This window comes from Kangiella shandongensis (assembly GCF_020005365.1).
In the GTDB taxonomy this organism is placed as follows: Bacteria; Pseudomonadota; Gammaproteobacteria; order Enterobacterales; family Kangiellaceae; genus Kangiella; species Kangiella shandongensis.
In genome coordinates this window covers 1-12929 of sequence record NZ_JACNML010000005.1, presented here as the reverse complement: position 1 = coordinate 12929, position 12929 = coordinate 1, and the positions used below count along the sequence as shown (strand labels likewise).

At 44.5% G+C, this 12929-nt stretch carries 12 protein-coding genes; 10 read left to right on the top strand and 2 right to left on the bottom strand.

Translation table 11 applies throughout. The features are described 5' to 3' along the window. Positions 1–5: 5 nt before the first annotated feature. The gene (locus H7708_RS06625) at positions 6–818 is read left to right on the top strand and encodes an outer membrane lipoprotein-sorting protein (protein ID WP_223669702.1); all 813 of its coding nucleotides are present in this window, start codon (positions 6–8) and stop codon (positions 816–818) included. Beyond that, positions 818–1444 (top strand): TetR/AcrR family transcriptional regulator, encoded by a 627-nt coding sequence (locus tag H7708_RS06620; RefSeq protein WP_223669701.1) that lies wholly within the window; start codon positions 818–820, stop codon positions 1442–1444. The genes H7708_RS06625 and H7708_RS06620 overlap by 1 nt, the downstream gene beginning before the upstream one ends. A 63-nt stretch (positions 1445–1507) precedes the next feature. On the opposite strand, the gene H7708_RS06615 is transcribed toward H7708_RS06620, so the two are convergent. Together H7708_RS06615 and H7708_RS06610 are read right to left on the bottom strand one after the other, a co-directional pair. Beyond that, on the bottom strand, positions 1508–1933 hold the full coding sequence (locus tag H7708_RS06615; RefSeq protein ID WP_223669700.1) for a hypothetical protein: 426 nt from the start codon (positions 1931–1933) through the stop codon (positions 1508–1510). A gap of 257 nt (positions 1934–2190) precedes the next feature. Beyond that, positions 2191–3276 (bottom strand): NHL repeat-containing protein, encoded by a 1086-nt coding sequence (locus tag H7708_RS06610; protein WP_223669699.1) that lies wholly within the window; start codon positions 3274–3276, stop codon positions 2191–2193. Between the two features lie 218 nt (positions 3277–3494). Here H7708_RS06610 and tssC point away from each other — a divergent pair, with 218 nt between their 5' ends. The 8 genes from tssC to H7708_RS06570 all read left to right on the top strand — a co-directional run. Further along, complete coding sequence (gene tssC, locus H7708_RS06605) at positions 3495–4940, top strand: type VI secretion system contractile sheath large subunit (protein WP_223669698.1); 1446 nt, start codon at positions 3495–3497, stop codon at positions 4938–4940. Positions 4941–4943: 3 nt separating this feature from the next. Then, positions 4944–5738, top strand: a complete 795-nt coding sequence (locus H7708_RS06600; protein WP_223669697.1) for a type VI secretion system accessory protein TagJ — start codon at positions 4944–4946, stop codon at positions 5736–5738. A gap of 116 nt (positions 5739–5854) precedes the next feature. Next, a complete protein-coding gene (locus tag H7708_RS06595; RefSeq protein WP_223669696.1) occupies positions 5855–6406 on the top strand; it encodes an OmpA family protein in 552 nt (183 codons plus the stop codon). A gap of 3 nt (positions 6407–6409) precedes the next feature. Next, positions 6410–6889 carry a type VI secretion system baseplate subunit TssE gene (gene tssE, locus H7708_RS06590; protein WP_223669695.1) on the top strand — a complete coding sequence of 160 codons (480 nt, stop codon included), beginning with the start codon at positions 6410–6412 and terminating at the stop codon, positions 6887–6889. Next, positions 6879–8687: a type VI secretion system baseplate subunit TssF gene (gene tssF / locus H7708_RS06585; RefSeq protein WP_223669694.1), complete on the top strand. Its 1809-nt coding sequence runs from the start codon at positions 6879–6881 to the stop codon at positions 8685–8687. The genes tssE and tssF overlap by 11 nt, the downstream gene beginning before the upstream one ends. Next, complete coding sequence (tssG, locus tag H7708_RS06580; RefSeq protein WP_223669693.1) at positions 8684–9673, top strand: type VI secretion system baseplate subunit TssG; 990 nt, start codon at positions 8684–8686, stop codon at positions 9671–9673. The genes tssF and tssG overlap by 4 nt, the downstream gene beginning before the upstream one ends. A gap of 22 nt (positions 9674–9695) precedes the next feature. After that, positions 9696–12356, top strand: a complete 2661-nt coding sequence (gene tssH, locus H7708_RS06575) for a type VI secretion system ATPase TssH (RefSeq protein WP_223669692.1) — start codon at positions 9696–9698, stop codon at positions 12354–12356. Positions 12357–12589: 233 nt separating this feature from the next. Continuing rightward, positions 12590–12929, top strand: a 340-nt coding sequence (locus H7708_RS06570) for an Hcp family type VI secretion system effector (RefSeq protein ID WP_223669691.1), incomplete at its 3' end; no start/stop codon positions are given.

The following is a 12929-nucleotide window of genomic DNA, read 5'->3' as shown; positions in this document are numbered from 1 at the left end:
TATTGATGAAACCATTATTAATGTTAGCCAGTTTGTTCTTTGCGTCTATGACGCTGCAAGCGAACGAATCCGTAAATCCGCAGATTACGGACGCGACCGATCCACAGGCGAAGGGTCTGGCTATTGCTAAAGAAATGAAGGCCCGTAATACGGGCTGGGGCGATAGTGAAGCTAAAATGACCATGATCCTGCGTGATAAAAGTGGTAACGAGACCGATCGTAAAGTTCGTGTGAAAAGCCTCGAAGTGGAGGGCGATGGCGATAAAAGCTTGAGCATATTTGACGAGCCACGTGATGTCGAAGGCACCGCGTTTTTGACCTATTCACATATCGAAGGTAACGATGATCAGTGGTTATTTTTACCAGCGCTGAAACGCGTAAAGCGTATCTCGTCGTCTAATAAGTCGGGGCCCTGGATGGGCAGTGAGTTCGCCTATGAAGACTTGTCATCGTTCGAAGTCGAAAAGTATGACTACAAATTCTTACGTGAAGACGAGCTGGATGGACGAAAAATGTACGTGGTGGAATCGTACCCGACTTATGAGAACTCAGGCTACAGTAAAACCAATACCTGGATCGATCAGGAGCACTTCCGTGTTCACCGCATAGAATTCTTTGACACGAAAGGTGATGCATTAAAAACCATGAATGTGTCTGATTTTAAGTTATACTTAGATAAGTATTGGCGTGGTCACAAGCAGGTCATGACGAATCATCAGACCGGCAAGAGCACCGTCGTCAAGTGGTCTGAATATGAATTTAACACTGGATTGGACGAAAGTGACTTTAATAAGAGTAGTTTAAAACGAGCACGATAATGTCCGCAGAAGCGATTAAAGCGAGCGTCAGAGATGCTGATGCAACACGAGGTAAAATTTTACAGGTAGCCTTTGAGGAGATCCTTCTCAAGGGCTATCAGGGTTTACGCGTGGATGGTGTTTTACAGAAAACATCATTGACCAAAGGGGCCTTTTATCATCATTTTTCGAGTAAAAAAGAGTTGGGCCACGCAGTTATCGACGAGGTGTTAAAGCCCTGGATCGACCAGCGCTGGATTTTACCTTTGCAACATATTGAGCGTCCTATCGACGACTTAATCGCTATGCTAAAAGATGCCCGTGACGAAATCAGCGCGAATGAGCTGCATACGGGTTGCCCGCTCAATAACTTAACGCAGGAAATGTCACCGCTGGACGAATCGTTTCGAACGCGTATTGCCGATATCTGGCAGGAGTGGCACCAGGCATTAGCAAGTACCCTACAGCGGGGAGTTGAGCAGGGGCATATAAAACCAGACGTTGTGCCAAACAATGTTGCGCGCTTTCTGATCGCCGCAATGGAAGGCATTATCGGTCAATGTAAATGCTATATGAACGACAAGGCTTTCTATGAGGCGGGAGTTTGCCTACAAGATTACCTTGAGAGTTTGAGGCTGGAAAAGTAAGCTTACTTAAAAACAATAAAACACCCGGCATCAAGGAGAAAGGGTAGAACAAAAAGTTGAGAACTAACCGAGTTCACCTTTTTTGTAATGGAAGTGCTGTTTAGTTTTCTCAACAATTTGAACTTCAGGCATTTGGTCGGCGGTTTCGACCTTGATGTCGGGCTGGTTCCTGAGAGTGGTTTCCTCTAAATATTTGTAAAGCTCTTTTTTGGCCATACTGGGTCCAAAAATAAAAATCGACTCTGCACCATCAAGCTCCTGCGCTATTTTCTGATAAAATAACGTTAACTGTTGCTGGTAACGCCGGTCAGCATGGTCTTCCGCAAAGATCCCCTGTGAAGTGTATGGGGCAGCGGAACGAGATCCCCTCTTTTGATCGATATGCTCTTCAACGTTTGACTCGATTGTGTTCGTTCTGAGTTCGTCTTCGGTTAGCTCAACTATAAATGCTTGTCGTTGGTCTATCCATAATCCCACTTGAGACTTCATAGATACTGCCTCCCTATAGGTTAAATGCTACTGTCTGCAACCATCATCAAGGCTGCACAAAAAATATACTACTGATATTTTATAATACGCTTTGTGCACTAACCTGAAAAGCTGCTTGTATGGATATCGCTATATCGGGAGTAGGGATTTAAGAGCAAAGGACTTTTATGAGGTGGGAGTTGCTTGCAAGATTATCTTGAGAGTTTGAGAAAAGTAGGCTGAAAACTAGTTTTATAAGCTTTCAGCCATTGATTTATTTAGTTTGCGATATATGGCTGTGAACAGTCAGTAGTCCCTGCGTTGCAAACCACAAATTTTTGCGAGATAAATTTACTGTATGAGTATTGAGCAACGTTACTACTGGATGTTTCAATAATGGAACCATTGAAATAGATATCGACCGACTCTGCTGCTGTTGACCAGTTGAGGGTCGTATTTATCCATTTTCCTTTGCGCGAAGAATGAGCTTGTAGCGTTGGAGATTCAGGAGCTACTTGTGTGAAGTCGACAGGATCAGTGAAAGGCATTTGATAGCTGCTGCCAGTATAAAGCAAATAGCTGCTGTGTTGCGCAAAATCGACTTCATAAAGTTGGCCTTCCCAATTGGTGACTGTTAGTAGCCCGCTTGCATTGACATCTATATCGTTAAGATTGTTACTAACAGTGATAGATTGAAGCTGTTGGCCTTGACTATCCAGCTGCAAAACATTACCACCCCATTCCGTTACATATAAGTTGCCATCAGCATCAACGGCCACACCGCGAGGTGAGACAGCATCAAGGTTAATACTATTTATAACCTCTTCTGTTGTTGGATCGATAATATCGAGATGTCCCCAATAGTCATCTTTAAGTGCGTACAGTAAACCGTTTGTGGAAAAAGCAACGTCTATGTAGCCTTCATGATCAGCAAAACGGCTGTATGCCTGGTTGTTAAGATCAAAACGTATGATGCCCCGCGCTTCGGCACCACTAGTCGACATATCAGTCATGAATAGCTGATCACCATCAATTGCCAACCCTCCATAGCTAATATTGTTAACGGTCGACCAGCCAGGGAAAGTATATTTGGTTTCACTAAGATCAGTGACATTGAAAATTGTCAGGCTGGGGGAGAATGCATCGTCAGACCAAAAGGCCACACGATTATTGTCAATGACTTCAATGTCACGAGAAAAGTTACTTGAATTTGTTTGATGTGTAAAAACTGGGTAGCCGGTTGCATCTAGTATGGTGAAAGTGCCATTTGTGATAGTAACAGTGTCACCAGTCTTTAAGCTTTGGGCGTCTACCGTTAGTGGGAAAGCTACAGCCAGTATTGGTATAAGAATCTTTTTATTCATAGTACTTCCTTAAAGTGTTGTAGTTAATAGTGGGTATGATCCAGAGCCATAAGAGAGGGAAAGTAACGGTAGCAACCAAGCTCGTCAAGATAAATAATTTAATTTTTTAAGGTATATTTAAGAAAAGTATCACGTTTCTGAGTTTTTTTTGAAGGGGTGAAGTGTTATTATTCCTGGGCGAAAATAGCTTTTTCTAGGATAATCAAGAGTTAAGAGCATTGCAAAAGAATAATGACAAGGCTATTGCTCAGCTTTCTTCTCAGATAAAATCACAGATACATGGAGAGGCCGAAGCGATAGGGGCACAGGGTGATGGCTTCGACTGGGAACGTATTGAAATCCAGTTACAGATCATGGTGCTTAAAATTGATAAGAAAATTAATCGCTTAGTGAACGCCATTATCCATCACCCGCGCTTTCAGGAATTAGAAGCAAACTGGCGGGGCCTTTATTTTCTCTGTTGCGAAAGGGCATTGGAGCGCTCAGCGCGCGCCACAAAAATTAAGTTGTTGGATATTAGCTTAGCCCAATTAGGTAAGGATCTTTCTCGGGCGATAGATTTTGATCAAAGTGAGATCTTTAAGAAGGTCTATTCCGAGGAGTATGACAATCCAGGTGGTGAGCCTTATTCATTATTGCTTGGCTCTTACCGCATGCGCTTAAAGCCCAGACCCGAGGTCGGCATCTCGGATATTGAAATCCTGCAGTTGATGTCATCGGTAGCAGCGGCTGCCTTTGCACCGTTTTTAACCAGTCTGGAACCAAGCTTTTTTGGAGTAGACAGGTACAAAGAGCTGTCACCCTTAATGAATGTCTCAGACATGATGCGTCAACCGGAGTATCGGGCCTGGAATTCCCTGCGCGATAGTGAGGATGCTCGCTTTTTAGGCATTGTGTTGCCCGACATCCTGATGCGACGTCGCTATCAGGATGATGGAACCCGTGCCGATGGTTTTGTGTTTAAGGAATCCATTGAACAGCCCAGTGATCGCTTGTGGGGCAATGCAATCTATGCCTTTGCGACGACCGTGATGAGAGCATTTAGTGAGCATGGTTGGTTTGCTTCCATTCGAGGCGTATCGCGAGGACAAATTAATGGTGGTGTGGTCACTGATCTGCCGGTTGAACTATCCCCGGTGGATGGCGAAACACCAGTGTCACCCATCGCCGTCAGTATCACCGACAGCCTTGAGCAGCAGCTGCATAGCCACGGTTTTATACCGGCAACAGCGATGGCAAGAACGCCATATATTGGTTTTTATGGCAATAACTCGGTACAAAAACCTGCGGTGTATAAGGACTCAGTAGCGACGACCAATGCGGCCATGTCGAGCATGATGCAGTACACCCTGTGTGTCTCGCGGTTCGCCCATTATATCAAAGTGATCTGCCGGGAGAAGGTGGGTAGCTTTATTAATGAAACCGAGTGCGAGCAGTTTTTACAACAGTGGTTACTGAAATATACCACGGCAAATGATGACGCATCGGTGGAAATCAAAGCCAAGTATCCGTTGCGGGAAGCGAAAGTCAGTGTTGCAGAACGTCCAGATAAACCCGGTTATATGCTGTGCGACATGCATATTCGTCCACACTTTCAATTAGATAATTTAACGTCAAGTATTCAACTAACAACCGAAATAGTTCAAAGCAAGCGAGGAGCATAAAAAATGGAAGGCTTTTCAGAAAAGTACAGTGAAGGGAAGATAGATGAATGTATCAGTCAACTGGTAGAAGAAATAAAACAATATCCAGATCAGCATTTTAAAAGAATGCTATTTGGTCAGATGCTGTGTGTCGCCGGCGAGTATGAACGGGCCGATAAGCAATTGGACTTATTATCAACGCTCGAGCCGAAATACGTTATGGAAGTGGCGAACTGGCGTAACCTGATCCGAGCGGCGCAGCATCGAGAAGATTTCTACAAGCAGGGACGTCCACCGAAGGTCATTGGTGAACCATCACCTCAGATGGAAAAACACATTGAAGCGATAGCTGCTTTAAGAGCCGATGATAGCAAAGGATTTGCTGATGCTCTGCATGCTGCAGAAGAGGGTCGTCAGGCAGTCAAAGGCTCATGGAATGAAGAGGACAAAAGATTTGATGATTTTCGCGACCTGGATGATTTGAATGGTGGCTTTATGGAAGTGCTGGCTCCTAATGGCAATTACTACTGGATTGCCAATGAGTCGATTTCATCCATTGTATTTGAGGATACTAAACAACCTATCGACTATCTGTGGCGCAAAGCGGATCTGATCCTCAATGACGGCACACAAGGGGAAGTGTATATACCGGTGACTTATATTGATGCAGCTACCGATCAGCAGCGACTGGCAAGAGAAACCGATTGGCAGGAGTGTGATGTCACAGAAACGGTTCGCGGAATGGGCCAGAAGACCTATCTAGTCGGTGATGAAGCCGTATCAATTTTAGAAATTAATAGTCTTGAGTTTCAACAGTAACCATAACACTAACCCAACATTGGGACCTAACAATGAGAATATTAACAATTATATTATGTTCGATGATATTTCTCTCTGGATGTGAATTATTAAATAACACTTTTCAGTGGGGAGAAATGACGGAGGAAGAACGCTATCTGGAGAAAAAGCGGCGTTCGGAGCAACAAAAAACCTTCATTTATCAAAAAGAAATCGTGTCACCCGAAGAGTATATGCAAATCATCGATAAGTCATTTTATCGGAATTTTGTTAACGAAGAGCAGGTACAGGTGATCCGTTATGCCGATGCCGAATTTTATGACGTGACATTGCGTTTAAAAGGTAAGGATATCTTTAGAACAGATAGTGAGGTTCTGACCAGTAGTGCAAAAGATTTGCTCGATAGGATCTCGAGTTTACTTAACGTCTATGACAAGAGCTCGGTCTCTGTGGTTGGTTTTACCGACAATGTTGGTTCGGCGGATTATAACTTGAAATTGTCGAAAAACCGTGCGGAAAGCGTGTTATCCAACCTGGTGTTGCGTGGTGTTGATATCAGCCGCTTAAGATCCTGCGGTTTGGGCGAAAAGAATCCTATTGCTTCAAATAAAACGCCACAGGGTCGAGCTACCAATCGCCGCGTGGAGTTACACATCAGTACCTATTTTGATGGCAGGGAGTGTTTATAACGGATGAAACCGAACGAGATACCGGAATTACGATCGTCATTACTGGATATGTTGCATGATGAGGACAATGGAGCTCATTATTTTGATCCCTATGAGCGTTATAAAAAAATGGTATGTCGTGATATCGAGTCGTTACTCAATACTAAGCTCGACTGGACACCGCTGATTGATTCGCTACAGGAGCTGAAGCTGTCATCAGTGAACTACGGTCTGGAGGATTTTTCAACAAAGAACCTCACCTACCCGGGTGATAAGGATATGCTTTGTATCGAGATCCGCGAGTTGATTGAGCAATATGAGCCGCGCCTTGAGCGAGTGAAGGTTAAGATTCTGGAAAACAGCGATCCTGTCGACAGGGTGGTGCGGCTGATGATCACTGCTAATTTGATTATAGAGCAGGATCGGGAACGTTTATCGTTCAGTACAAAACTGAATCCGGTTGATCATTTATTCAGTGTTAAGGAGCTGGACAATGAAGGATAATTTTCTTAGCTACTACAATAAAGAATTAGCGTATTTCCGAGAATACTCAGAAGAATTTGCTAAGAAGCACCCTAAAGTTGCTGGCCATCTGGGACTGGACGAGAGCGAAATCGAAGATCCGCATGTCGCGCGCTTAATCGAGGCCGTTTCGTTTTTGACAGCGAGGGTACAGCAAAATATCGATTCTGGTCTGCCGGAATTAACCCAGTCTCTGTTCAGCGTGTTATACCCCGATTACTTTGCGCCAATTCCCGCTACCGGTGTTTTTTCGTTTGAGTTAAAAGAAGGGGTAGATAAGCCTTATACCATCAGCAAGGGAACGCGGTTCCGCGCCATCCAGAGCGGTATGACCGAGTGTCGCTTTCAGACCTGTTATGACACCACGTTATATCCGCTGAAGGTCAGTGAAGCGAGTTATAGCGGGTTGCCGTTCGAGCTACCGGAATTACCGAGTCGCAAAACCAAGGTACTGTCGCGTTTGCGCTTTGAGATAGAAGCAACCAGTGAAGGTCTGGATGATGATGGTTTCGAGGTAGAGCACTTACGGTGCTTCCTTAAAGGACAGCAGCAACACGTTGCCAAATTGTTTGAGCTTATCCATAACGATACGGTATTGATCACCATTAAAGATCAGTCCGCGGGCGCAGAAGAAAAACGTATTGATCCGGTCAATATTCGACAGCTGGGTTTTGAATCGGACGAAGCCGTCTTACCCTATAATAAGAAGAGCTTTGGGGGCTTCAGGGTACTGTCGGAGTTTTACCATGTTCCAGACAAGTTTTTATTCTTTGAATTACAAAATATTAACTTAGGCTTTAAACAGGGAGCGGTGCAAAAAGAAATAACCTTGTATTGTAAGGAGCACTACCCTGATCTGGAGCAATTCCTAACAGCGGCCAATTTTTCACTTGGAGCAACGCCGGCCATTAATTTATTTGAACATAATCCAGAATTGATCGACGTTGAACCTTTGATTAATGACTATAAAGTGAATCCGTCAGCCAGTCAGCCCGACAGTTATGAAGTACATCATATTAAAGCGGTTAACAGCATTAATGAGTCTGGAGATAAGGAGCCGCTGTTCCCAATTTATAAACCCAATACGATTAAAGAGCAGGCCTGGGTGTGGAATTATCAACGATCCTACAATGAGCGTGCCGGTGGCAAACGCTCTGCCGGGCTAGAGACTATTTTAACGCTAATTCCACAGTCACAAGAAGAACAGCAAAGGCCAAAGTTTTTGCAATTAGTTACCGAGTGCAGCAATAGGAATTTAACGACCAGACTGCGGTTAAGTGAAGGTGGTTGTCAGCTGTTGTTTGCAAAGCCCACGCCAACGATCCGCCAAATCAAATCGGAAACCCGGTTATCGACACCAAAGCGACCTCAGGTCACCGATAAGTCTCGTTGGCAGTTAGCGCGTCATCTGAATTTGAGCTATTTGTCGGATCAGGGAGTTGATGGGCTAAAGGAAATATTGGGCTTATACAACTTTTTCGAACTTCCAGAAGTTGAAAATATGATCGATGGAATTCAGGAAATGAGTATCGAGCCCAGTGTTTCAAGAGCTGTTATTGGAGGGCATTCTGGTGTGATTCACGGTAACAACCTGACCCTGATTTGTGATGAAGAATACTATACGGGCACCAGTGTGTATTTATTTGGCTGTGTGCTGAATGCCTTTTTATCGCAGCTTTGTCAGGTTAACTCATTCGTCAAGTTAAGTATTAAGTTGCAGGGGCATAGAGAAAAGGTTTATAGCTGGCCGGTGTTAGGTGGCAAGGTTAAATTGTTATGAACGACATGACATTGAAACTGGAAGAGCGCAGCGATGCAGACGATCCGTTTGCAGCGATTTTTGCAATTGAGCAGCAATTGTTTAAAAAACATCAAAGCAGGGCTTTGGACTGCCTGGAAAAAGGTTTCATCCAGTTCAAGCATAAACAATCATTCGATCCTCACGAGCCGGCGATCGTATCTACTCAGCGAACGGGTGATGGTGAAAAAGTATTAATCACCAGCGCCCTGTTTAGTTTGACAGGGGCTAATGGCATCTTGCCGAACCATTATTCGGAAACTCTGGCTAAGAGCCTGCGAGATAAAAACCATGTCCTGAAAGATTTTTTGGATATGTTTAATCATCGGTTGAACAGTTTGATGTATCGCAGCTGGGCAAAGTACCGCCTGGACACCGATAAGTCGTATCAAGCCAACGTCAGTCATTATCAATCAACCGCTGATTTGATTATGACGACACTTGCTGGCGAGTCATATCCCATGAAGGAAAACTCTTCGGCTTATTATAGTGGTTTGACTTACGCCTGTGCCCGCTCGGCAGACAAACTGAAGAGCGTAATCAACGACCTATCCGGCTTAAACGCTGCGGTTAATGAGTTCCAGGGTAAATGGATCGAACTGGAGGATGATCAGTTGAGCCGAATGGGTTCGAATGGTCAAGGAGTCAGCTTTAATCAGTTAGGCGTAAACACCATGCTGGGTCGGCGCTGCTGGGATCTGAGCTCGAGTTTTGAAGTTGAGTTTGAGGTCAATGATGCCGCAACTTTCCGCAGTTTAACGCCGGGAGGGAAGATGAACCGGTTACTCAACAAAACCTTAAAGAATTTAGTCGGCGACGGTTATGAATTTAATTTTAAATTGAAAGTAAAGGCCAAGCATTGTCAGACTGTTCAGCTCAGCCCCGGCCAGCAGAAAACGGCCCTCGGTTCGAGTGCCTGGATGGGGCTGTCTACGGACAACGAAAAAGTTATTAATTATTACTGTTAACAAACGGGATTAGGAGAATACTGTGTCAAATAATGAACTCAGAGTGCTTATTGATAAGCTAAATGGATTTTGTAAAACCAGTCTGGAAGGGTCCGCTGGATTATGTCTATCCAGAAGTCACTTTTATGTCGAAATCGAGCATTGGTTCTTGAAGATATTGGACACTGAGTCGAGTGACTTCAAAAGTATATTTAATTACTTTCAGGTGGATGGAAATAAAGTTATCCGTGATTTAAATAAGTCATTGGAGCGGTTGAAAACCGGAAATGAACATCCGCCAGCACTTTCGACTTACCTGGTGAGTTTAATTAAGCAGTCATGGTTACAGGCCTCAATCGAACAGTCGAATACACAGGTTCGCTCCGGACATTTACTGCTGGCACTCTTAAAAGATGACAGCCTGTCTATGCTGATTCATGGTATTTCCCCAGAGCTTGAGAAGTTAAATCATGAACAGCTATCCGTTGAATTTGAACAGATAACCGCTGATAGTGATGAGGGTACTCAAGAGCAAGGAGCGACTGCAAATACGTCTTCGAAAGGTACGCCAGCATTAGATCAGTACACGGTCGATTTAACACAGCAGGCGCGTGATGGCGAACTGGATCCTGTATTAGGTCGTGAAGAGGAAATACGCCAACTGACCGATATCTTAACGCGTCGCCGTCAGAATAACCCGATTTTGACGGGTGAGGCCGGTGTCGGCAAGACGTCAGTAATCGAAGGTTTCGCCAGCAAGATTATCGCCGGAGAAGTACCTCAGGTATTACAGGACGTCAGTGTTCGAGTGTTAGATATGGGCTTGTTGCAAGCTGGTGCCGGTGTTAAAGGTGAGTTTGAAAATCGATTGAAAAATGTTATCGATGAAGTTAAAGGATCTGTGCAGCCAATTATATTATTTATCGATGAAGCGCATACCATGATTGGTGCCGGTGGTTCGGCGGGGCAGAATGACGCGGCGAATTTATTAAAGCCGGCTTTAGCCCGTGGTGAGTTGCGAGTGATCGCGGCAACGACCTGGGCCGAGTATAAAAAATATTTTGAAAAAGATGCCGCGTTAACTCGACGTTTCCAAGTGGTGAAAGTTGAAGAGCCTGACTTCGATACTGCGGTGGCTATTATGCGGGGGCTAACTGATGTCATGGAAAGTCACCATAAAGTTCGAATTCTGGATGAGGCACTAGTCGACAGTGTTAAGTTATCGCAGCGTTATATCGCAGGTAGACAGTTGCCAGATAAATCGGTCAGCCTTTTGGATACGGCCTGTGCGCGAGTTAATTTGAGTCAAAACTCAAAGCCAAGACAAGTTGAAGAGTTGGAAAAGAAACTGGAAGAAATCGTTCGCGAAGTCACTATCCTAAATAAAGAAGCTGATGACGATGCTTTGCATCAGGAACGACTAAACGAGCTGGAGTCTGAGCAGGAATCAATCACTGAAGAATTAGCTGCGGTCGAAGAGCGCTGGCAGCAGGAAAAAGAACTGGTAGAAAAAATTAACCAGCTAATGAATCAACATGTTGAAGCGACTGAAGAAGCAGAAGAAGAAGAGGTTGATGACGGCGATTACTCAGCCGATGCTAAAGATGCCGTTGATACCGATGACATCTTAAGTGAATTAGCACAGCTGCGCTTTGATCTGGAAAAGTTGCAGGGTGAATCGCCAATGGTGTACCCCGAAGTCGATTCGCGCGTGATTGCCGAAGTGGTTTCGGATTGGACAGGAATTCCAGTGGGCAAGATGCAGAAGAGTTCCATCGGCGTTTCTCTTAATCTCGAAGACACTTTACGTAAAAGAGTGGTTGGACAGGACAGTGCGCTGAAGGGCATTGCTAAAGCGATGAAGACGTCAGCAGCGAAGCTGGTTGACCCAACCAAGCCAATCGGTGTCTTTTTATTAGCCGGTCCGAGTGGTGTCGGTAAGACTGAAACGGCGCTGGCGTTGGCCGAGCAGATGTATGGCAGCGAGCAGAATATCACAGTCATTAATATGTCTGAATTTAAGGAAGAGCATAAGGTTTCCTTACTGATGGGCTCGCCTCCAGGTTATGTTGGTTATGGTGAAGGTGGTGTTTTAACAGAAGCCGTAAGACGAAAGCCTTATTCAGTGGTGTTGCTTGATGAGGTGGAGAAGGCGCATCCGGGTGTACAGGATATTTTCTACCAGGTCTTTGATAAAGGTATGCTCAAGGACGGTGAAGGGCGTGACATCGATTTTAAGAACACGTTGATTATTATGACCTCGAATGCTGGCACCGACACCATTATGAAGCTGGCAGAGGATCCTGAAACCATGCCAGAAGGCGAGGCGCTGAATAAACTTATTCATGAAGAGTTATTGAACGTGTTTAAGCCTGCCTTCCTTGGGCGTACCACCTTGTTACCTTATGTGCCTTTGGGTGAAGACGTGCTGGCTCAAATCACAAGAATTCAGCTGCAGAAGGTGTCTGATCGAATTACCGATTCCTACAAGGTGAGATGCGACTTTGATGAGAGTGTTATATCTAATATTGTATCTCGTTGTACCGAGGTCGATTCTGGTGCCCGAAACATCCAAAAGATCATTAATCAGAGCTTATTGCCGGAGTTATCAGAGCACTTCCTCAACGCCATGATTGAGGAACAGGATATTGGCGATGTTCTCGTAAAGGCAAAAGATGGAAAGCTTATATTTGACAGGGGCTAGAAGATCATTTGATTGTTCATTTAACGACTTAAAGATCAAGCGTTAATTAATAAATTTAGCAGTCAATAATGATTTCTATGAAGTGGTTCTTGTTTTTGTGATTATTTATTTAAATAAGTTGAAAAATTTGAACTGATTAGTAATATCTGAGTGTGGATATCTTTTCACACAAGATATATCTTGAATTATATCGGTTAAATTTTATGGCATATGGACGCTAAAAGGAGAAAACTATGTCTATATTTATGAATTACGACGGCATCAAGGGTGAAGCGACGGCAAAAGGTCACGAAGACTGGATTGATGTGTTGTCATTGGATTGGGGTGTACAGCGTGGGATCACGGCTCGTGTTGGTACGAGCAAAGATCGTGAAGCGACGTCGGCGGACGTGAGCGAGCTGCGCATCACCAAGTACATGGATAACACCACGCCTTACTTGTTTAAAGAAGCGTGTGTGGGTAAGGGCAAGCAGGTTCAGTTGCACTTAACGAAGACCGGCGACACGCTGGAGAACTACATGGAGTACAACTTAAAGGACTGCATGATTAGCGGCTACCGCGTGAACACGGACG

Coding starts and splice junctions, on each gene's coding strand:
- H7708_RS06625 (WP_223669702.1), top strand. CDS start 6: ATGAAACCATTATTAATGTTAGCCAGTTTGTTCTTTGCGTCTATGACG.
- H7708_RS06620 (WP_223669701.1), top strand. CDS start 818: ATGTCCGCAGAAGCGATTAAAGCGAGCGTCAGAGATGCTGATGCAACA.
- H7708_RS06615 (WP_223669700.1), bottom strand. CDS start 1,933: ATGAAGTCTCAAGTGGGATTATGGATAGACCAACGACAAGCATTTATA.
- H7708_RS06610 (WP_223669699.1), bottom strand. CDS start 3,276: ATGAATAAAAAGATTCTTATACCAATACTGGCTGTAGCTTTCCCACTA.
- H7708_RS06600 (WP_223669697.1), top strand. CDS start 4,944: ATGGAAGGCTTTTCAGAAAAGTACAGTGAAGGGAAGATAGATGAATGT.
- H7708_RS06595 (WP_223669696.1), top strand. CDS start 5,855: ATGACGGAGGAAGAACGCTATCTGGAGAAAAAGCGGCGTTCGGAGCAA.
- tssE (WP_223669695.1), top strand. CDS start 6,410: ATGAAACCGAACGAGATACCGGAATTACGATCGTCATTACTGGATATG.
- tssF (WP_223669694.1), top strand. CDS start 6,879: ATGAAGGATAATTTTCTTAGCTACTACAATAAAGAATTAGCGTATTTC.
- tssG (WP_223669693.1), top strand. CDS start 8,684: ATGAACGACATGACATTGAAACTGGAAGAGCGCAGCGATGCAGACGAT.